This is a genomic window from Syntrophorhabdaceae bacterium (genome assembly GCA_036504895.1).
GTDB lineage: Bacteria > Desulfobacterota > Syntrophorhabdia > Syntrophorhabdales > Syntrophorhabdaceae > PNOM01.
The window spans coordinates 1-22280 of record DASXUJ010000102.1 but is presented as its reverse complement, the minus strand read 5'-3'; the positions used below and the strand labels follow the sequence as shown (position 1 = coordinate 22280).

General features: G+C 55.7%; 14 protein-coding genes. 4 read left to right on the top strand and 10 right to left on the bottom strand.

Annotated elements, in window-relative coordinates; translation table 11 throughout:
* Positions 1 to 221 precede the first annotated feature (221 nt).
* The 4 genes from VGJ94_14610 to miaA all read right to left on the bottom strand — a co-directional run bounded on the left by VGJ94_14610 (position 222) and on the right by miaA (position 4214).
* The gene (locus VGJ94_14610) at positions 222 to 1349 is read right to left on the bottom strand and encodes a PilT/PilU family type 4a pilus ATPase (protein HEY3277846.1); all 1128 of its coding nucleotides are present in this window, start codon (positions 1347 to 1349) and stop codon (positions 222 to 224) included.
* 4 nt (positions 1350 to 1353) lie between these two features.
* A complete protein-coding gene (locus VGJ94_14605) occupies positions 1354 to 2391 on the bottom strand; it encodes a type IV pilus twitching motility protein PilT (protein ID HEY3277845.1) in 1038 nt (345 codons plus the stop codon).
* A 384-nt stretch (positions 2392 to 2775) separates the two neighbouring features.
* Positions 2776 to 3294, bottom strand: coding sequence for an SMC-Scp complex subunit ScpB (gene scpB, locus VGJ94_14600; protein ID HEY3277844.1), 519 nt, complete (start codon positions 3292 to 3294; stop codon positions 2776 to 2778).
* Positions 3285 to 4214: a tRNA (adenosine(37)-N6)-dimethylallyltransferase MiaA gene (gene miaA / locus VGJ94_14595; protein ID HEY3277843.1), complete on the bottom strand. Its 930-nt coding sequence runs from the start codon at positions 4212 to 4214 to the stop codon at positions 3285 to 3287. Before miaA ends, scpB begins: the two co-directional genes overlap by 10 nt.
* Before the next feature lie 29 nt (positions 4215 to 4243).
* Here miaA and VGJ94_14590 point away from each other — a divergent pair, with 29 nt between their 5' ends.
* The 4 genes from VGJ94_14590 to bfr all read left to right on the top strand — a co-directional run bounded on the left by VGJ94_14590 (position 4244) and on the right by bfr (position 10046).
* The gene (locus tag VGJ94_14590; protein HEY3277842.1) at positions 4244 to 6115 is read left to right on the top strand and encodes a PBP1A family penicillin-binding protein; all 1872 of its coding nucleotides are present in this window, start codon (positions 4244 to 4246) and stop codon (positions 6113 to 6115) included.
* Positions 6116 to 6231: 116 nt separating this feature from the next.
* Positions 6232 to 6660 carry a type II secretion system major pseudopilin GspG gene (gene gspG, locus VGJ94_14585; GenBank protein ID HEY3277841.1) on the top strand — a complete coding sequence of 143 codons (429 nt, stop codon included), beginning with the start codon at positions 6232 to 6234 and terminating at the stop codon, positions 6658 to 6660.
* A gap of 821 nt (positions 6661 to 7481) precedes the next feature.
* A complete protein-coding gene (locus tag VGJ94_14580) occupies positions 7482 to 9404 on the top strand; it encodes a secretin N-terminal domain-containing protein (protein ID HEY3277840.1) in 1923 nt (640 codons plus the stop codon).
* 174 nt (positions 9405 to 9578) lie between these two features.
* Positions 9579 to 10046 carry a bacterioferritin gene (bfr, locus tag VGJ94_14575; protein ID HEY3277839.1) on the top strand — a complete coding sequence of 156 codons (468 nt, stop codon included), beginning with the start codon at positions 9579 to 9581 and terminating at the stop codon, positions 10044 to 10046.
* Between the two features lie 58 nt (positions 10047 to 10104).
* Here the strand turns inward: bfr and VGJ94_14570 are convergent, their stop codons facing one another.
* The 6 genes from VGJ94_14570 to VGJ94_14545 form a co-directional block, all read right to left on the bottom strand.
* Positions 10105 to 11286: an HD domain-containing protein gene (locus tag VGJ94_14570; protein ID HEY3277838.1), complete on the bottom strand. Its 1182-nt coding sequence runs from the start codon at positions 11284 to 11286 to the stop codon at positions 10105 to 10107.
* 401 nt (positions 11287 to 11687) lie between these two features.
* A complete protein-coding gene (locus VGJ94_14565; protein ID HEY3277837.1) occupies positions 11688 to 13721 on the bottom strand; it encodes a PAS domain S-box protein in 2034 nt (677 codons plus the stop codon).
* Between the two features lie 702 nt (positions 13722 to 14423).
* Positions 14424 to 15587, bottom strand: coding sequence for a Fic family protein (locus VGJ94_14560; protein HEY3277836.1), 1164 nt, complete (start codon positions 15585 to 15587; stop codon positions 14424 to 14426).
* A 225-nt stretch (positions 15588 to 15812) separates the two neighbouring features.
* Positions 15813 to 16730 carry a transporter gene (locus VGJ94_14555; GenBank protein HEY3277835.1) on the bottom strand — a complete coding sequence of 306 codons (918 nt, stop codon included), beginning with the start codon at positions 16728 to 16730 and terminating at the stop codon, positions 15813 to 15815.
* A 674-nt stretch (positions 16731 to 17404) separates the two neighbouring features.
* On the bottom strand, positions 17405 to 19972 hold the full coding sequence (locus VGJ94_14550) for a sigma 54-interacting transcriptional regulator (protein ID HEY3277834.1): 2568 nt from the start codon (positions 19970 to 19972) through the stop codon (positions 17405 to 17407).
* Between the two features lie 410 nt (positions 19973 to 20382).
* A complete protein-coding gene (locus VGJ94_14545; GenBank protein HEY3277833.1) occupies positions 20383 to 21423 on the bottom strand; it encodes a serine/threonine-protein kinase in 1041 nt (346 codons plus the stop codon).
* Positions 21424 to 22280 lie beyond the last annotated feature (857 nt).

Here is a 22280-nt window from a genome sequence, read left to right as displayed (position 1 = left end):
GAAAGGCCAGGGTAAAATTATTTTTGGGAATCCTTTAGGCAAACTCCGACAGGGGCGGACAAAAAGGAGATCCGGAGAGGATGGGTGAAAAATCCTCTTCGGCGCACATTATAGTAAGGTGGGAGCGCACACCGGGCGCCTCCCGGGGAGGGCGGCACACACCCTGGATCACGCGGGGGACCTGATCCTTCGCGGTTCCCTATTCAGGGTCTCCCTTCCCTTTAGAAGGGTTTTTCATCCATCTTCAGCTTGAATGCCGGTTCTTTTCGCTCCATCTCGTCTTTTTTCACCTCCGCCATTTTGATGTGGAGCCGTACGTCGTTGGGGCTGTCGGAGTAGGCGATGGCGCTGTCATAGCTTATTCTGCCGGCCATGTAGAGGTCGAAGATGTGCTGGTCGAAGGTCTGCATGCCTTCGTGGTAGGCCAGGGCCATGGCTTCCTTGATGAGGTCTATCTCCCCTTTCAGGATAAGGTCTTTTACCCTTGGGGTATCGAGGAGTATCTCTATGGCCGCCACCCTTTTGCCGTCTACCGTGGGGATGAGCCTCTGGGAGATGATCGACCTCAGGTTGAGGGAGAGCTGCATGTAGATCTGGAGGTGGCGCTCGATGGGAAAGAAATTGAGGATCCTCTCCATCGCCTGGTTCGCGTTATTCGAGTGGAGGGTGGCCAGGGCGAGGTGGCCGGTCTCGGCGAAGGTGATGGCGTGCTCCATGGTCTCGGCGTCCCTGATCTCTCCGATCAGGATCACGTCCGGGGCCTGGCGGAGCATATTTTTCAGAGCATTGGCGAAGGAATGGGTGTCGAAGCCCACCTCGCGCTGGGTGACCACGCTCAGCTTGTGGGGGTGGACGAACTCGATGGGGTCCTCGATGGTGATGATGTGGCCCCTCTGGCTGGAGTTGCGGTAATCGAGCATGGCGGCGAGGCTCGTCGATTTTCCGCTTCCCGTGGCGCCCACCACCAGGACGAGACCGCGCCTGGTCATGACGATCTCCTTCATGATCGCGGGGAGGCCGAGCTCGTCTATGGTCTGGATGGTGATCTTTATCTGCCTGATGACGAGGCCCGTGAAGCTCCTCTGCCTGAAGATATTGACCCTGAACCTTCCGAGGTCGGGATAGTAGAGGGCGAGGTTCATCTCCAGCTCTTCCTCGTATCCCTTCTTCTGACGGTCGTTCATGATGGAAGCGGCGATTGCCTCCGTCTCTTCGCTGGTCAGGGGCGTCTCGCCGTGGGGCTCCACGATGCCCTCGATGCGGAACATGGGGGGCAATCCGACAGTGAGGTAGATATCGGAGGCGTCACGCTCCACCATATATTTCAGATGATCGTAAAGGTCTGCCATGGCCTTACCTCTGCAGCTTGTTTGAGAGATAGAAGGAGACTTCCTCCCGGTTCACGATGTTTCTCGCAATGAGGTCCTGCACCGCGGCCTCCATGGTCTGCATCCCCATAGCCTTGCTCGTCTGCATGATGGAAAGGATCTGGAAGATCTTCCCTTCTCTTATAAGGTTCCGTACCGCGGGACTTCCGAGGAGGATCTCGAAGGAGGCGACACGGCCCTTGCCGTCCTTTCGCTTGAAGAGGGCCTGGGTCACCACCGCCTGGGCGGACTCGGCGAACATGGAGCGTACCTGGTTCTGCTGGGCAGCGGGGAATACGTCGATCACCCTGTCCACCGTGCTGGGCGCGCCGCTCGTGTGGAGGGTCCCGAAGACGAGATGGCCCGTTTCCGCGGCGGTCAGGGCCAGCGATATGGTTTCCAGGTCGCGAAGCTCGCCCACGAGTATCACGTCCGGGTCTTCACGGAGCGCGCTTCGAAGGGCATTGGCGAAGCTTTTCGTATGAGGGCCCAGTTCCCTCTGGTTTACGAGGCAGCTCTTCGAGGTGTGGACGAATTCGATGGGGTCTTCTATGGTAATGATGTGCCCCTTGCTCTCCGTGTTGATGAGGTCGACCATGGTGGCCAGGGTCGTCGATTTCCCGCTCCCCGTGGGTCCCGTCACGAGGACAAGCCCTTTTTCCAGGCGGGCGATCTCCATGAGGGTCTTTGGCAGGCCCAGCTCTTCGAAAGTGGGGATCTTGTTCGGGATCGACCTGAATACTGCCGCGTCCCCGCGCTCCTGTTTGAACACATTCCCCCTGAACCTCCCGTATTCCCCCAGGGCAAAGGAGAAGTCGAGCTCGAGGTGCTCTTCGTAGGCCTTGCGCTGCTGGTCGTTGAGGATGCCGTAGACCATGTTGTGCACGGTCTCCTTATCGAGGTTCTCCACCTCGACCTTTCTCATCTCACCATGTATCCTTATAAAGGGTTGCTCGCCGGCGCTCACGTGGAGGTCGGACCCCTGGTTCTCCACGGCAAAAATCAGTAATTCGGAAATATCCACAAAGAAAACCTCCTACAATTTAAGGGGATCACGTCGCCCCCTCGGTCGGCAAAAGCCGACCGAGCCTCCCCGTCTCGCTCGCGGTGCGAGCTATACGTCCGCGGAGAATTTATGCGTGCTCATCATGCTCGATTCCCGCATACCTGGTGGTCGGGACTCGATTGCTTCAGGGACTTGCCCCTTGGGGCTCCTTCTCTCGAACGGGAGGGCTTAAGCAGCCTTCATACGAGAAAGAATCAGCGCTCCAATTATTCCACCTCTTTGGATATCGGCAAATTCGGGAAATTCTTTAGTTAATGTTTCAGAGAAAGTGGTGGGTGGTCCTGAAGCGCCTGCGGGTGGGGCTCTCACAGTGGGACTTGAGCCGACTTTGTCTGGGAAAAGTCAGCTTTCCAATGCTTCCACTTCCTTGAAGGTAGGTAAATCTGCGAGGTTCTTGAGGCCGTAGGTCTCGAGGAAGTTGTGGGTGGTCCTGAAGCCTACGGGTTTACCCACGTCGTCGAGCCTGCCCCCGAGCTCGATGAGATGCCGCTCGAGGAGGATCTTTATGGCGCGCGACGAATCGACCCCCCGCATCTGATCGATCTCGCGCTTGGAGATCGGTTGTTTATAGGCAATAATGGAGAGCACTTCGAGAAGGGATTTCGTGAGGCCCACTTCTTTTTCCCTCACGAACCTCGTCACCCATTCGCGGTAGTCCGGCCTGGTCCTCATTTGAAAGCCGCCCGCCACCTCCTGGATCACCATGGCGCGCCCGGACGCGTAATATTCCTGGGTGAGGTCGCTGAGCGCCCGCGCCACGTCATCAGGGGGGAAATCGCTCAATTTCCTGGTGAGATACCTGAGCGATACCGGTCTCGCCGAGGAGAAGAGAATTGCCTCGATAATGCTCTTCAGCTCCATGAGCCCAAAAACTCCTTTATTTTCTCTTCGATCGCCCTGGTCTGCCTGGGGTAACTGAACCAGTTCACTTCCTTCTCCTTGGAAAACCAGGTAACCTGCCTTTTCGCGTAATGGCGCGTATGCTTCTTGATATCTTCTACCATAACCTCGTAAGGGATTTCACCCTTTATATAAAGGAGGATCTCCCGGTATCCGATGCTCCCGAAGGGCTTGGCCGCTTCATCATAGCCCATGGCAATCAGACCCTTTACCTCCTCCACCCAGCCCCGTTCGAGCATCTCCTCCACTCTTCCGTTGATCCTCCTGTAAAGTTCTTCCCTTTCTCCCGTGAGACCGATCTTGAGCATGTCGTATCGGGCTTCCCGGAATCCGTGCTCCTTTTCAAGCTCCGACATGGGGCTCCCGGTAAGGCGAAATACCTCCATGGCCCGCACCGCCCTCACCCGGTCTTTAAAACTGATCCTCATGGCGTAGGCATAATCTATTTCCTTAAGCCTTTCATAGAAGCCGAGGGGGTCCCTGTCGTATTCATCCCTCAGCTCTTCCCGGATTGCCGTGTCCGAGGGCGCTTTGAAAAGGCCGTAGGTAAGGGCCCTCAGGTAGAGGCCGGTGCCTCCCACAAGGATAGGGAGCTTCCCCCGGGCCGTAATCTCCGAGATTGCGCGGTCGGCTTTTTCCACAAAGAGGGCCGCATTGAAATCTTCTTCCGCCTCGGCGATATCGATAAGGTGGTGGGGGATTGCGCCGAGCACGACCGTGTCCGGCTTTGCGGTGCCGATCGTGAAATGACGGTAGACCTGCATGGAATCGGCATTGATGATCTCTGCGTCAAATTGCGCGGCCAGCGTGAGGGCGAGGGCCGACTTCCCTGTGCACGTGGGGCCTACAACGGCAAGGATTTTGGTCTTGTTTGATAACATGGGCGCATATAAAGTATAATATGCCCGGCATGTATTCAAGGGTTATAAAACTGACTATCCTCTTTCTCCTCCTGCCGGCCGTCTTCGGCGCGGGCTTCGGCTACGCCCTCGTCAATTACCTTGAAATACCGGACGTGAAGCAGCTCGAAAGCTACAAGCCGAAATCATCGACCAGGCTCTACTCGGATGACGGCACCCTCTATTCCGAGCTTTTCGTGGAGAAAAGGCTTCCCATTCCCATTACGGAGATGCCTTATAACCTGAAATATGCCTTTATCGCCATCGAGGACGTGCGGTTTTACAGCCATTTCGGCATCGATGTCAGGGGCATAGGCAGGGCTGCATTCAGGAACCTCATGAAACGGGGCATCAGCGAAGGGGCTTCCACCATTACCCAGCAGCTCGCCCGTAACCTCTACCTGAGCCAGCAGAAGACCTTCAAGAGGAAAATAGAAGAGGCGGTCCTCGCCATACAGATCGAGCGCTCCTACTCAAAGGACGAGATACTCAACATGTACCTCAACCTCATCTATCTCGGTGAAGGGGCCCACGGGGTCGAAGCCGCGGCATATACCTACTTCCACAAAAGGGCAAAGGAGCTGACCCTGGAGGAATGCGCCACCCTCGCGGCCCTTACCAAATCGCCTTCGAGGCTCTCTCCCTTCAAAGCCCCGACAAGGGCCCTCGAAAGGAGAAACACCGTCCTCTTTCGGATGCAGGAGGCAGGTTTTATTCCCAGGAATTCTTACGCCAAGGCAGTGAAAACCCCCCTCACCGTGGCGCCCTTCCGGGCATATGAAAAGAAAAACGGCTATTTCATCGAGTATGTGAAGCAGATGCTCGAAGAATACGTGACCGAACCCCAGGAGATCTACACCACGGGCCTTAACGTGAAAACGACCGTAAACCTCAAAATGACGGAATATGCCTACGAGGCGATACAGAAAGGGGTGGAGCTCTATAAAAACAGAAACCCCGGCGCCAAGGAGATCCCCGAGGTCGCCGTCATCGCCATAGAGGTAAAGACCGGGGAGCTGAAAGTCTTGATAGGCGGGAAAGACTTCTCCACCTCCCCCTTCAACAGGGCGGTCCAGGCCAAGAGACAACCGGGCTCTTCCTTCAAGCCGATCATCTATCTCGCGGCTTTGGAAAAGGGCTTTAAGCCGGACACCATACTGCGCGACGGCCCCCTGTCCTTTACCAACCCCTATACCCATACCGTGTGGAGCCCCAGGAACTACAAGAACCAGTATATGGGCGACGTGACCATGCGCAGGGCCCTCGAGGCCTCCCTCAATACAGCGACGGTGCGGCTCCTCGAAAAAACCGGCCTCGATAACGTGATCGACCTCGCAAAAAGGCTCCATATCGATGCCAACTTTCAGCCGAACCTCTCCCTCGCTTTGGGGACTACCGAGATCGCCCCCCTTGACCTGGCCAACGCCTATGCGGCAATCGCCAGGGGCGGCATCTATATGCCCCCTGTCGCGGTGAAAAGGGTAGCCACCACTGAAGGGGAGGAGAAGTATGTCGAAGAGGTCCACGGTGAGGTGGTAGTCGCACCCGAGGTGGCCCTCTCCCTGGTGGATATCATGAAAGGGGTGGTCAAGCGGGGCACCGCGAGGGCTGCGGCCGGGATGCCTTACTCGCTCGCAGGCAAGACGGGGACTACCGACGAGTTCAGGGACGCATGGTTCATCGGTTTTTCTCCCAACCTGCTCTGCGCCGTATGGGTGGGCTTCGACAAAAAGGCATATTTGGGAAATAAAGAATCAGGCGGCACGGCAGCGCTGCCCATCTGGATAGAATTCATGTCAAAGGCCCTGACCTTGTACCCGAACGAGGATTTTTCCTTTCTGCCCGAGCAGGCGAAAGGGAGCCAGAACGAGACCCAGCCCTGACCCGCGGTTCCCGGTCATTCAAGAGGGAGAAGGGGTCGAAGCAGGCGGAACCGCTGTCATGGGTTGACAAATATCCCCTGCTAATTATACTTATTAATTACAAATGGAGGCAAAAAATGCTCATCAGGAAGATCAGGAGAACAGATAGACGCGGTTTTACCCTTGTTGAACTTCTTGTCGTCATGGTGATTATAGGACTCCTCGCAGCCCTGGTGGGCCCTAAGCTTTTTCCCAAACTGGGAAAGGGAAAACAGGCCGCGGCAAAGGCCCAGATCGAGCTGTTGGGCCAGTCCCTGGACCAGTTCCGCCTGGACGTAGGCCGCTATCCCACCTCCCAGGAAGGCTTGAACGCCCTTGTTGCCAATCCCGGTACCGAAAATTGGGACGGGCCCTACCTCAAGAAGGCCCTTCCCGCGGACCCATGGGGAAAACCCTATAATTACCAGTGTCCCGGCACCCATGGAGAATATGATATTTCTTCCTATGGAAGGGATGGGACCGCGGGCGGCGAAGGTGAAGATAAGGATGTGACGAGCTGGGATTAGGAAGAGCTTGAATGGTCCTATGGGGAGAGCTGGGTGAAGCGTGAGATGTGATGAAAACCCCCATTTTGAGAAAAAAAGGGATAATTTGGCGATATAGACCCCTTGGAGGCCCTGCCCTGCTAAAGCTATACCCTATTTGACTTTATTCACGAGATGCATTACTTTTAGTTTACTTTAAGGGGGACGGCCTGCGTAAGAGACGTTTCAAAGGAATCTGGGGAGTGATTCTCCTCGGGACGGTCTTAAGCCTCTGTTTTTCCTATGGCGCCGCCTCGGAGACACCCGGGAAAGAAGGGACCGCGCATTTCGCGTCGGATCTTATCGCACCCACTGCCCCCCAATCCCGGAACATCCGGCTTGCCCAGCTCCAAATCTCGCAACCCGTTCAAAACCAACAGATAACTTCGCCGCAACAGGTGCAAACTCCGCAGGCACAAGGCGCTCCAAATCCACAGGCAGCCCAGGGCCAGGCACCTCAGCCCGCGCAGGTCCAGAACCAGGCTATCGCCCCGGGACAGAATCAAACTGCCGGCCCCGCACCCGCTTCACCGCAAATTCCCGTGCCCCTTCAACCGGCCCCTGTTCCGCAGCCCGGTGTTCGACCTGTGCCGCCTGCACCCGCGGCGCCTGGCGCACCCCAACCGGGAACCGTACAGCCGGGCCAGCCCGCGCGACGCGCGACACCCCCGCCGCCGGTACAGGGTCCCCCGGCCGTACCGCCGTCACGGGCCATCCAGGGTCCCCCGGCTCCCGGAACACCGCCTCCGGCGCCCGCACCACGTCGGCCCTCCCCTGCTTCTTCCGCACAGGCCCAGGGCGGCATGATCAGCCTCAATTTCGATGACGCGGATGTATTTTCCGTGATCCAGACTGTCTTCGGCGATATTCTCAGGGTGAATTATGTGATCGACCCCAGGATCAAGGGCAGGGTCACCTTCCGCTCCGTGGCGCCCATTCCGAAAAATCAGGTCCTTCAGGTAATGGAAGTGATCCTGAGGCTGAACGCGATCGGCGTGGTGGAGGACGCGGGCCTCTACCGCATTGTGCCCCTCGCTGAAGTGGCGCGGGAGCCCTCTCCCGTGGCTTTCGGACGGGACCCCGCCAAAATAATAGTCGAAGGGAAATCGATCATCCAGGTCGTGCCCATTACCTTCCTTCAGTCAACGGAGGTGGTGAAGCTCATCACCCCTTTCCTTTCCGCAAATGCCGTGGTACTCGACGTACCGAAGAGCAATCAGATTATTATCGTCGACACGGATGCGAGCGTGCGGAGGATCCTCAGCCTCATCGAGACATTCGACAATGAGAAACAGAAGAAGAAGCGGGCCACGGTCTACGTGTACCAGGTCCAGAGCGGAAAGGCCAGGGACATCGCGAACCTTCTGAACCAGATATTCTTAGGCGCGAGACCGGGCATGTCAGGCATGACGGGTACCACGCCCATGACCGGGGCCTCCCTCTCCACCGGCACCTCCGGGGCACGGCCGGCCACGGGGGGACTCACCACGGGACCCTCGACCGGCGCAATGCCGACCCCCTCAATGGCCCAGCCGTCCATGATGGGGTACCAGGCAGGAAGGATGCCAGGCCAGGAGATGCTCGTATCGGAGATCACGAGGATCTTCCATGACGACATCATAAACTCGGTCATAGTCCTCGCCACGCCCGAAGATTACGAGCTGATCAAGGAGACGATCGTAAAGATCGACATCACCCCGCGGCAGGTCGTGATCGAGGGGGTAATCGCCCAGATCAGCCTGACCGACGAGCTGACCCTGGGTCTCGCCTATTCCATGAACCTTAAATTCAATATAGGATCGGATCGCATTCAGGGCCCCATATCACTTAACCAGAGCACACTGACAGCGCAAGCCGCCGGAATCGCCGATCCGACCAAACTAGCCGGCAGTGGATTTACCTTTATCGGGGCTGACTCCAACGGCCTGGTCCGGGCCTACGTGAACGCCCTCGCCAGCGATTCCAAGGCCAAGCTCCTTGCCGCGCCCCATATTCTTGTCAGCGATAACCGGGAAGCCCGTATCCAGGTGGGCCAGCAGGTACCGCTGATCACGTCGGAGACCTACGGCTCCACGACCGTGGCGCCCCAGAGGACCGTGCAATACAAGGATATCGGTATAATCCTGAAGGTGAAGCCCCAGATCAACGCGAGCGGCCTCGTGACCCTGGAGATGAGCCAGGAAGTCTCCACCTTCGAGACGATCACCCTCTACGCGAACGAGACGCAGATCATCCTCGACAAGACCGAGGCCTCGTCGAGCCTCGTGGTCCAGGACGGCCAGACCATCATCATAGGCGGCCTTATCAGGGAGGATAACACGAGGGACAGCTCGGGCATCCCATACCTCAGGAATATCCCCATCCTGGGATACCTCTTCGGGAACAGGCACAGGAAGACGAGCAGGGTGGAGATCATCATCCTTCTCACCCCCCACGTCATCAAGAACCAGAGGGAAGCCGCCGCCGCGACTTCGGAATATGTGGATAACATTACGGCAGCCGAGATAGTGAAGGGCGGCCTCACTAAAGAAGACCTTACAAAGGGCGGCGTGCAGATCAGAAGGGGTCTGCCGGATACGTCAACCATCGTCGCTCCCTCCAACTCCAACGGACAGTCCGACGTGGTCGTGCCTCTGCCTTATGGAATGCCCGACAATAAAGGCAGCTACGTCCCCCTTGCGCCGGGACCCTCCTCCCCTCTCGTACCCGCGCCCGTAAGACCTTAAGCCCTCTCTTATCCCGTCGCCAGGCTTTTGCCGAATTCTCATCCGATACGCACTCCCAAGCGCCTTGACCGGAACGGAGTTCCTGATTATATACCTTTATGTGTGTATCCCGTCGTGAATAGAGGCCTTCAGCATAGGAGCGGCGGAAATCAAACAGAGAGAGGAGGACTCCCCATGAAAGGAAACGAGAGGGTGATCGAACACCTTAACGCACGTCTGGCAGAAGAGTTGTCTGCCATAAACCAGTACATGGTCCATGCCGAAATGTGTGAGAACTGGAAATACATACGGCTCCACGGAACCATCCGCGAACGCGCCATAGTGGAGATGAAGCACGCGGAGAAACTGATCGAGCGCATCCTCTTTTTGGAGGGCCGCCCTACCGTGAGCAACCTCACCCCTATTTTTATAGGAGGTCATGTGCCGGAGATGCACCAGAACGACCACGGCGCCGAGTCAGGGGCGATCAAGGGCTATAACGAAAGCATTCGCCTCGCTGTCGAGATGGGCGACAACGGCACCCGCGAGCTCCTTCAGTCCATCCTCACGGAAGAGGAGGGTCATATAGACTGGATAGAAGCCCAGCTTGACCAGATCGAGCAGGTTGGCGTGCAAATGTATCTCAGCGAGCAGATCGGTTGATGCGGCTCAACGCCGCCTTCATGAGATCGCAGTCTTTTATAGGCATCGGACGGGGAGCCTAGAAGTCTGCGTAGAGCTCCCCGAAGTGTATGCCCGCAATGGTCTTATCCCGGTAATCTTCGAGAAACCGTTTTTTTGCATCCTGCAGGTATTTCGAGGTAATCCCGTTCTCCATGGAGGTGTAGACCTCCACGAAGGCGGCGAGGTCGTCCGCTGCCTTGACGATCGTCCCGTCCCGGGGATTATATTCGTCCTTGTTGTAACGGGCGCAGATCTCCTCCGAAACGATCTGCCGGACCTGTCCCTCCAGCGTCACCCGGCTTATGAACTCGTCGTCGGTGAACATGGACATCTCCTCATGCCACGCATCGGGGATGAGGTTATAGACCTCGAGCTCCATCTGCTCCCTCTCGTAGCCCTTTATCAGCTCTTCAAGCCCGCCGATGGAGCGCTTGACCGGGGAGATGATGTCCCGGGTGAGCACCTCCGGCAGGTCGTGGAACAACCCGGTGAAGTAATTGTTCACGCACCGCCGGGGGCAGGCGCCGATCTCCCGGGAGAAAAGGTAGGAGAAAAGCGCCACCGCAAGCATATGGCCCAGCACGGCGGTCCGGGGCACCATGTTCACATGCCCCCACCGAAGCTGAAACCGGAGCTGTCCGCAGAGGTCGATGAAGTTCCGGTACTTCGCCCACAGGGCAAGCTGCTGAATGCCGATGAGGTCGTAGTATCCCTCCTGCTTCTCCCGGAGCAGGCGCTTGATGTGCTGGATCTCATGCCCTTCCGGGTTTGCCCGCTCGATGATGTTGAATTCCCACTGGGTGGCGTAAAAGTGGGCGGCGCTCAAGACCCGCTTGTTGATGGTATTGTCCCGTTCCTTGAAGTAGGAGCGGAATTTCCAGTTGAGGTCGGGACCGAGGGGCGAGAGGATCGGTTCCAGGCTCGTAAAGACCCACTCATTGAGCTCGTCATATTTTGCCTGGTCCAACTTGATCCGGTCGAAGACCTGGGGCTTCAGGTCGGTGAGCACAAGGCGCTGGAGGAATTCGAAGAGCCCCCCATCGATAACCTCGGCCCACGAGAAATCAGGCCGGTCCTCCTCGAACTTGCCCAGAAAATAAGCAATGATCATCTTATGAGCCTGCTTGTCAAGCTCCCGAAGCTCCACAGGCCGGATCTTGTCGTTCCAACGCTGCATGGATGCAGCCTCCTGGACCCGAAGGAGAAAAGCCTTTCTCATGTGCCCTCCACGCATAAGGATACACGCCGCCGCGCCAATTGGCAAGAAACAACAATACGAAGCGGCCTGATCACTTGGACGGACGGTGAATCGAGAAGGATGTCCCATCTTCGCCGCCATGCTCCGGTCAGCGCAGCCCGGCAACTATCCGATGAATAATATGGATGCCGGGCGAAAAGCCCCGTAGGGGGAAATCGAAGGAATCGATCGGGCGGAGCGACGCAAGAAAAAGTGTGGGGGGAAGAGAGGGTATCTTAAATGCTATACATGACAGCACACCTACGAAGCGTTAGGAGCAGTTAAAGTCGAGAAGGGTGGAATGCCACAAGAAAGAAAGCGTCAAACCTTTTTGGCACAACACAACTATTTGGTTCAGACCTTGATTCTTACCAACCCACCTTTCATTTTTTTGCCTTCGCATCCAATACGCGACGGACCGCAATAGCCAGTTCCTGCCTGACGAGAGGCTTCATTAGGTATTCCCTGATCCCCATGTCATTCGCTTTTTCCGCCGAGACGGAATCGCTGTGCCCGGTGGCGAGGATAATGGGTACGTCGCCTCGTATTTTGAGGAGTTCTTGTGCCAAGGTGATCCCCGCGATCCAGGGCATTGTCTGGTCCGTGAGCACAAGATCGAACTCCGATGGCGTTTTCGAAAAAACTTCAAGCGCTTCCCTGCTGTCCGTTATGGCAGTTACGCTATAGCCGAGCCGTTCGAGCACGCCTTTGCCCAATTCCGCCAAAACCTCCTCGTCATCGACGAAAAGAATACGCTCCTTGCCTCGCGGGATCTCGTGAACGACTTCGTGAGATACCGTTTCTGCAATCCTGGGGAGGAGAACCCGGAATGTGGAGCCGATTCCGGGCGCGCTCTCGACGCTGATATCGCCGTTTAAGCTCTTCACGATCCCGTAGACAACGGAGAGTCCCATGCCGGTTCCCTGACCCACTTCCTTCGTGGTAAAGAAGGGTTCGAATATCCTTGTCATTACCGCGTGGTCAATGCCTGTCCCCGTATCTCTTACGGCAAGCTCAACGTATGGTCCGGGAGCAGGTATGGGGCCGGACGTGACCTCTCTCTCGGCAAGCGTTACCTCTAACTCACCGCCCGCATCCTTCATGGCGTATGCGGCATTGGTGGAGAGGTTCATTACGATCTGCTGCAGTTCGGAAGGGCTTGCAAGGACCGTATCTGATTTTACGTCGATATTCACCGTGATTCTTATGGTGGTGGGCATGGATGCCCTGAGTAGTTTCAGCGTTTCCGAGACCAGCGGCGAGAGAGAGACGGGTTCCCTCTTCTGCTCCGTCTTGCGGCTGAATGCAAGGATTTGCCTCACAAGGTCGCGAGCCCTGAGCCCGCTCTTGAGTATAAGCTCCAAGTGGCGGTACGAGGGATTATCGGGCGGTGTGTCCTCCATAACCATCTCCGTGAAGCCGATGATGCCGCCGAGGATATTGTTGAAGTCATGGGCAATTCCCCCCGAGAGAGTGCCGATGGCCTCCATCTTTTGCGCCTGCTGCAGCTGTTCCCCCATCCTGCGGCGCTCCTCTGTCTCGGCCCTGAGGGCGTCGTATGCCTTACTCAGCTCCGCGGTACGCTCCTTTACCTTTAAGTCAAGTTCATCATGGGCCCTTTGGAGGACTTCCTCTATCCCCTTGCGATCAGTTATATCCCGGAAATAGACGGAAAGGCCTTCCGGTTCCGGGTAGCAGTGGCATTCAAACCAGCGGTTGAGCGGGGAGGGATAATACTCTTCAAAGTGAACCGGCGTGCCCTTGTTGCAGGCGTGGGTAAACTGGGTGTAGAACGCCAGGTGCGGTGATTCGGGAAAGGCCTCCCAGGGGTTTTGTCCGATCAGTTCCTCTCGTGGATATCCGAGAAGTCTCGATGCCGCCTCGTTAATGTATGTATAGCGCCATTCTTTGTCGAAGGAGACGAAGCCGTCCGAGATGGTCTCCATGGTCGTCTGGTATCTCTTGTTTGCTTGTCTTAGTAACTCCTCTGCCCGTTTCTGCTCCGTCATGTCCCGCACGACTGTAACTGCCCTCGGATGGCCTTTCCTATTCTTGAACGTGCTGGAAGACCACTCCCCGGGGAAAAGGGTGCCGTCTTTGCGTTTACAGGTCAAGTCTCCCCTGAACGTCTCTCCGCGTTCACGTGCCTTAAGCATATCCGCCAGGCGGGGATCACCGGTATCGAAAATAGTGTCCCGATCCCCTTCCACTATCTCTTCTTCGATAAAACCGAACATCCGGCGCGCTTCCTGGTTTGCAAATAGTATCTTTCCGTTGGCAGTTGGATCAGTAAGAAAGATCGCATCGAGGGTGTTCTCTAAAATGACGCGATATTCTTCCTGGCACCGCGTAAGCGTCTCTACCGTGTCTTCATGCTCGGCTGCGAGTCTCTCCAGTTCGACAAGTCTCTTCCGCATCCTTGATAGTTCGCCGGTAGATTGCTCATTTATTCGATCTTCATTTTGCATCTGGTATGCCCCAGGCCATTAATTACTGATAGAAGTATAGGGCGTCCTTGAACATAGTCAACAGAAGGACTTCAGGAAGCACTGATCGGCTCTCGCCAAGAGAGTCGGGGACGTAGTTGGCCAGCGTGACAAACTTTACCCGTTCCCCCATCGCGATGCTCACATTATAATATTGCTATTGTCCTCCATTTATAACGTCGTTTCAAGTCTAAATTTACGGAGCCGGCCAGCTAGAAAACTTCTCAAAAGCGTCCATGTCGGCCGGAGGCTGGGATACCCATTTTAGAAAAAAGCAGTTCAGTCTTTCCGTAAACGTATAATCCCCCTCGATCCCGTTTCTGGGGTGGGAGGGCTTTATCCTCCCTGCGCCTTGTGAGCACCGTTGGGACCCTCTTGGTGACGAGAAATGGTCCGAAGGGCAGTCACCGCTGTCTGAGGCCGGGTACCCGCCCGAAGGGTGGGTGGAACGAGTTCGGTGACTGAATGCTCGACGAACCTTTTTAGCGGGTAACAGCGCGCAGCCGAAGCAGGGAGGATAAAGCCCTCCCACCCCGTGTCCCCATGACGGAAATAGAAAGGAAGGACCAGGCTCCTTTACTTCTTTTTGCCCTCTGAATGGGGCCAGGCTTGAGGTTCTGCGTACACCGGCCCTCAGGAAGGAGTTTCGTCCCGATTGTCCGATAATAGCGTATTCCGATCTTCGGAGTGATATCGAAAATTCAGTGAATAACTGGTGCTTCTTCCACCGCCGGGATCTTTAACCAGAATTCCCCGTTCTACCAGATCGGTGATATCGCGTAATGCGGTATCCGCAGATTTCTTCGTCAGTTTTCCCCACTTTACCGCGGTGAGCTTTCCTTCAAAGTTTTCCAACAACTTATTGAGAACCACCCTTTGACGAGGGTTAAATGGTTCCTGAGCATATTTTTCCCAAAAATCAGCCTTTTTTAAGACCCGGGAGAGGGTGTTGCCCGCGCCGTCGAGAGCCGCACTGAGGGTATCCAAAAACCAATCCAGCCTCGTCGTGATGTTCAAATCGCCCTGTTGTGCAGCTTCCAGACCGGCGTAATATTCTGGCCTTTCGGTTCTGATTTGGGCCGACATGCTGTAGAAACGACGGGGACTTTTCTCTGACCTCGCCAAAAGCATATCCATGAGCGCCCGGACAATGCGTCCGTTGCCGTCTTCAAAGGGATGGATGGTGACAAACCATAGATGGGCGATGCATGATCGTAGCACAAGGTCATTCCCGTCGTCATTATTGAACCATTCCATGAATCTTGCCATCTCGGCTTCTATACGGCCGGCCGGCAGACCCTGAAAATGAACCCGCTCACGACCGATCGGGCCGGAATGAACCTGCATCGGACCGGATTTATCATCTCGCCACGCACCCGCCTTAATTGCATACAACCCGCTTCGACCGGTGGGGAAGAGCGAGGCATGCCATGCAAAAAGTCTTTCCTTAGTTAAAGGCTGGTCGTACTTTTGGGTGGCGTCGAGCATCATCTCCACCACACCGTCGACATCTCTGGAGGGACGCGGCAATCCTCCCGCATCCATTCCCAAATGACGTGCGACAGAGGATCGCACCTGCCCTGCGTCCAGATTCTCCCCTTCGATTTCGCTCGATTTAACCACATCAAGAGTGAGCGTGTGAAGAACAGCCTCATCCCGGAGCCCAAAACCGAGACATTTCATCCTCCCGATCAATTCGCCTTGCTTGTATCGGACGCGAGCTAATTTAGGAGCCAAAATATTCGGGTCCCAATGAAAGTCCGGCCAGGATGGTAGATCGTAAATATAAGTTGTCATTCTCCGCATCGCTTGCGGATATTATAGATCATATTCTCCGCAAATGCAATCTTATCCGCAGAAGATGCGGCGAATATGGCATATAATCTCCGCAAGCACACAACCCCCTGGTGGAGCCTTCCGGGGGCATCCCCCTTATGGAACATTTAAGGTGAGCCTTCTGTTCAGGGGCTTTACTTATCAGCCGATGCTGCATGGCCGGAAACCTTGAGGAATCCTTGAGTGTTAGAGCCCACCGCCCCAGCGGTACTGCCAGGCCACTCCAACCGCGTCGTAATCACTTCCCGCCGTGGTTTTTAGGCTTGTGCTCCCGAAGAGCTTGATCGAATTGTAGCGGTTTACGGGCAATGCAAGCGTTCCACCCAGCCGGGAATTGCTATATGAAGAATTGTCGCTTCGCACCCCATCTATTGTTGTCTGCCCGCCATAATCGAAAGTCCAGCTCAACGCGGCCCAGACCCCGCGGCCAAGGTTGTATGTGGCATGTACCTGCGTGGTCAGGAGGGGGTCCTGCTTGAGGGTCCTGCCCCCGAAGTAGTCGTTATTATTGCTGAAGAAAGTTACACCCGAGGAAAGCTCCAGGGTAAGCGGCCCCCAGGCCTTGGAGATTCCGACGTCAGGCTTGACAAACCAGCGGTTATTGCCAAGGTTCACCGCCTTGTCCCTGTCATACTGCCCGAGGGGAACGGACACCTGCACGCTCGCCCCGATGATCAGATCCTGCTTGTATTTGGCGAATTCCTGCACCGACAGCGCGGGGGCGCCATAGAAATTGACCGAGAAACGGAGGAGCGGGTCATTGAACCCGGAAACTTTACGTTCTCGCGGTTGACCCGCGACGGTTGCCCTTCCTGATAGCTGGGAATAAGGCAATATGACGTCGAACTTCCCTGATTTGCCCCACACATTCAGCGTCCGCGCATACGCCAGGACTTCGGTATTCATCCTGAGTTGGGCGTCCTGAACCGGCACGGAACCCGGGGTTGACAACCCGCCCTCCGAATAGGCATAGCCAGCGAGGAGGAAGTTGATTCCAACCGGTGTATTGACATATGCCCTCGGCTCAATCTCGCCTGCATGCGCGTATACGGCCATGAACATGAGCGCGATCGCGGCCGGCACCGCGCCTGAACGTTCGATCACGCGCCGATAACCCACCCGCACGAAACGGGCGACACGATGGAAACACCGGTCCGGTATATTCCGATTCAGACTCAACGTTACGCATCTCCCTGTCATGCCTGACCACAAGCCATATAATTACACAGTGATACAGGTATCTTAATTATCAAGGTGCGAAGTGTAAACTACCGATAGAAAGCTGGAGTATTACGCAAGGCGCGTGCTGCTTAAAACATAATGTTTGCAATTACGTTCTCGAATGCCTTTTCAAGTTTAGCCTTCAAAGAAACCTATAGCTGTGCTTGACGACATAGATGTCTTGATATCAGACGTCGATGCGCGAGACTCACGGCAAGAAGTGATCGGCGGTGAATATGATGACAACGGGGCCGTGCCGCGGCGACGATCTAATGTGATACCTTTGGAGCCGCCTGCCGTGGAGGGCGGAATTGGCCGGAAGGCCTAGATGTGGTGTCAGCCAACAGTGGGCGCTCTAAGCGGGGAGCATAGGATGACCGGCGGCGTACTTGCCCGTACGCCATAGGTCACCGGCACAGCATGGCGCCGCAGATAGGCCTTTTGTGTCAATTCCGGCCTCCCGTCTAAGTGAAGGCCCTGGAACCGCGAGTACTTGAGGATAGAGGAATAGCGACCGCTTGGGTCGTAGGATCGCAAAAAGAAGCGCGAAGAATGGATCAAAAAACCAAAGCAAAGACTAGGCTTGTCAGGAGGATAAGCGCCTGGTGGAGCCGATAGGGGAGGGGGTCGATGCGGTATTGGTCGCGGAGCTTCCTGAGGAGGTAAAGGGAAAGGGCGCCTCCCGCCAGGGCGAGGGCCGCCGGAAGAGCGTGAAGGACTGCGAGGCCCGCTCCGGTCAAAGACCCGTTCATCATGTCGCTCAGGCCCGGAAGTCTTGCCAGGAGTTGGGGGGCTCGGTCGATGAATTGGCCGAAGTAGACGTCGAAGAGGCCGAAAAAGGCCAGGGGTAGATAGGGGTATCCTGCCTGGACGAAGTTCCTGCTCCATGCGCGTGCTCCCGGCGCCCTCGACGCGAGGAATGCGAGGGCGGCATAGCCGGCGGTCATGGCTATTCCCGCGAGAAAATAGTCGACCCGCCCCTGGAAATGAATATCGGGGATTTTCAGGACGCCCAACTCCTTGTGGCTGCCGAGCCACACGAGGGCCTGGGAGACGAGCACGGACCCCGTGAGAAGGACCACGAAGGCGGTCCGGGAGAAGCTCCACGACTTCATTGCGAGGACCCGTTGATGGGGCGGCAGCAGGTCGAGGTGAACCGATTTCTGCTTGCATTTCTTTGCGCAGGTCATGCACAGGATGCAGTCATGCCTCGTTCTTTCCGCTGACGGGTGGAGCGCCATGGGGCAGTTCTTTTCCTTGAGGCAGGCGCGGTTTTCGCACTGCCAGACGCACACCCTGCTGTTTGCTCTCAATTCGACGACCGAAAGCACGGCAAGATCGCCCAGCATCCGGCCCATGGGACAGATGTGGAGACACCATATCCTCCTGCCGAAGAGGAGGGTCGCAATAATCGCGCCGCTCGATATGGAGAGAAAGACCGCCCCTGTCACGCGGGCGTTGAGAAAGGCCTTCGTCACGTGCTCGACCCAAAAGATCGAGACGAAGGCCGCGATGCCTGCCCACATCCCGTATTTTCTTATCACCTGCGGCAAAGAGAGGAATTTACTACGGCCGTACGCGAATGCTTCACTGACCGCCGAGATGGGGCAGTAGGCGCAAAACCCCCTCCCGCTCACTACCACCGAAAGAAGGAGAGCCGGCCAGAGAAGCGCCCACGCAATGATATTGCCGAGGTTCTGCTCCCGGGGGCCGAAGAGGGTATAGAAGACAAGGCAGAGGAAAAGGGGGACCGTCACATACCGGAGTGCGCCCGGGAATAGTCTGTGGCGCAGCACTCCGCCGATGCCTTTCTTACTGAGAAGATTTATTCCACCGGCAGGCTCGAGGGAGGACCTTATGTCGAAAAATATATGCTCTTCTTCGACGGTCTTGCCCTGGGAGGCTGCCACGGCCTGGCTGATCACCGTGTTCAGCTCGGCAAAATTCAATGGCCAGTCATGGCCGACAAGGGCGTTCATCGCCTCTTTCGAAAACCTGCCGATCTGCTCCCTGTTTCTCCGGCGGTACCTGACGAGGAACTCCTGCGCCAGGGCGGGGATGTCCTCCCGTCTTTCCCGCAAAGGGATGATCTTTATGCTCCTCTCCCTGAGGAGATCGAGCAATTCCTTGTTGAACCTCCCTCGGGCTACTGCCTCGTCCAGATCCCTGGTGGTGGTCGCGATAATACGGACCTTGCTCGTACGCTCCTCGTCACTTCCCGCCCGGGAGTATCGATTGGTCTTCAGGTATCCGAGGAGCAGGGCCTGGACCTTCGGGGTCAGATCTTCCACGTGGTCGAGGACGAGCGTTCCCGTGTCGCCTATTTCCAGATACCCCCGCCTCCATCCCGCGGCATAGGGGGCGCTTCCTGCGACATGGCCGAAAATGGCCGACTCCTGGGCGTCCCCGACGGCCGTCGGCGTGGCCTCCCTGTGCACCTTCGGGGGCGTGGAGCAGTTCAGGGAGATGAAGGGAAGGTCCTTCGCCCCGCTTTTGGAGATCAGCAACCGGGCGACAAAGACCCTTTCCGTCCCTGCCTCTCCGGAGATCATCACGTGCGCGTCGGTGGCGGCTATTTCCCCGACGAGCCGGTTCAGCTCCCCGGCCCATTCGGTCACCCCGGGAAGACACTCTTCGTTCAATGGATCGCGGGCGTGAACAAGGCTCTGGGTTACCCCTTTCACCGACCTTACCCGCTCTCCCTGCCATTTCATCTTCCTTTTGGAAGCGCGTCTTTCCAGGACCTGCATCAGCCGGTCGTTGAGCTCCGGAAAAACCCGGATGAGGCCGGCATACCCTTCCTGACCTATTTCCACGACAAGTAGCGGGGTCAGGACCTTCAAATGGGCCGAGCGCGGCTCTCCCGCAAGGAGCCCCAGCTCACCGAAGAAACTTCCTTCCTGCAGGTTGGCAATGGTATAGTCGTACCCCTCGGCGTTGGTGAGGGTTACCCCAATCCTGCCCTCGAGGATCACGAACATGGAATTGCCGGGCTCGCCTCGCATGAAGACGTTCTCCCCCGGCTGAAAGGTTCTCACCGTGAGATAGTCGTGGATGTGCTCGGCAGCCTCGTCAGATATTCCCGCAAGAAGCGGCAGCCTGTCTATCAGTTCCCTTGGAGTCATGGACCATTACCAGTTGTTATAATCGGGTATACCACCGCAGCGCAGCGGCGCAATGCATAGAAAGCCGCCGTGAACCTGCACGCCTGCACCACCGGAAGAACCGGCGCACCATATGCAAACACCCTGTTATCTACATGCTTTGTGGAATGTTACGGATACTATCAGAGGGCGGGAAAATGAGCAAGAGAAAAATGATTCCATTTGGGTCTCAGAGAGGAAGGGAGTGAAAAAGTAAGGGGTGTCCCGAACATACCCCCAAACGAGTTTATTACTTTGGTCAACTACGTCTCGCAGAATGCTCCCTAATATGTAAGGAAAGAGGACGGGGTCAGTCTTTTTTCTTGATAAATGGCAAACAATCAGACGTCAAGAATAAAAAAGATTTGTCCCCATTTTCTGCGGCGCCAAGACTACTCAAGTGACTCCCTTTCCTTCATGTTTTCTCTGAAGCGATTACCGTTTATCGCCATGCACATGCCGCAGTAGTCACATTGCTTAGCATAAATCCCGCTGGGGTTCGGATTTCCAAAAACCATGTGGCTTCCGGAGAAATCTTTCAAAGTGCCGATACCGCAGATGGGGCAATAATCGAAGATTTGTTCTAAGGGCGGGTAACCGTGCAGGATGAGTCGTCGAACCGCGCTACACTCCGAAATAGCATCTTGAGCGCTATGCCATCTGGTCGATGGATCATGTCTAATCGTACGAGCGAAAATGTGGTATAGATGAAAAGTATCGGGGTTTTCGGGAAATATCTTTGCCATTGACTTAGTGGTGAATGCCGGTTTCTCCCTAGCAAAAGCTCGTTGACTGGTAACGGCGGACCAGAGAATCTTGCCTGCGGAATACAGATCGGAGTGCGTTCCAATATTGCCCGCGGCTCCGGACTCACATTCGGGTGCCATGTAATTAATGGTCCCCACACCTTCATCAGCCAGCGTGACGGTCGAATCTCCTTCGATTTGGCATATTCCAAAGTCTATTACTCGAATGCTGCCATCTGGAACCAGGAGGACGTTTGAAGGGCTTAAATCACGATGAACGATTTTAGGATCGCTTCTTTCGCACGCCAATATCGCCTGCGCCAGTTTTTCAAAAAGGTCTATCGCGGCCACTGGATTTGAGAAGAAGGGATTGCTTGAAGAACCAAGGATACTCTGGAGAGGCCTTGCCCCATCAACGAACTCCATCACGTAATACTGAAACTCATCACTAGGTGATGACGAATCAACGACTCGTACCACGTATGGGTGCTTGAGGACCTTGATTGCAGTTATTTCACGGTAGAATCTTTCATAGGCTTGGGGAGGTTTTTCTTTGCCGAGCGCCTTCAGCGCATAAGTTCCGCTATACTCACCCAAAGAATCCTCAACCTCCTGAACCTGAGCCTGTCCGCCTGCGCCGAGAGTCTTACCTGTGGGTTGCCATCTAAAGCTTTTCGGTATTTTCATATGTGCTCCTCCTTATCTCACCGTATGAAAAACTTCCATAGGAATGCCCGTTTCATAGCCGAGCCCATTTAGCTTTTGGTTAGAGGTTTCATCCTCCTCAACTCGTAGGCGCTGAAACGTGTCAATGTGCGACCCTCGCATTTCTTAAATCCTCTTCCAGAATACAACTCTTCCTCAGGTCCATCATTTGTGTCCTGAAACGCAGAGGGATATTTCCACAAGCCTGAATGACAATGGATAGGGCCCGCGAGGGACACCCTTCACTCTTTCACTTGGTAGTTTCCCATAGCAGAAAGCGTCCAGACGCAGGGGGAACGCAATCGATCGGCGCGACAGGTTAGTGCGTTCCCCTCTCGTCACATCTATGCATATTTCTATTGTCCTCTTATTTTATGCTGATTTCAAGTTCAAGGATTGAAACACCGGTGAAAATGCCACCTGAAAGCGTGCGAACGTAATGTTTGCAGTTACGTTCCGAATACCGTTCCAAGTTTAGCCTTTAAAGAGAACCCATAGCTATGCTTGACGAGAGAGATGTTTCGAGACAAACCTCGACGCCGAGACCCACGGCGAGAAGTGACCGACCATGAATGTGATAAAAACGATGCAGTGCCGCGGCGACGATTTAATGTGATACCTTTGGAGCCGCCTGCGGTGGAGGGTGGAATTGGCCGGAAGGCCTAGGTGTGGTGCCAGGCGAGCATAGGATGACCGGCGGCGTAGAACGTGTGAAATAATCCCTCCATTCCCCTCTTTTCCCTGGACCCTCTTCACGCCATGTGGTACAATAAGCCTGTAAATACAGTCACTTGAGAGGGTTTACGTGGACAATGAAACACTCTTCCCCTGCAGTGCCT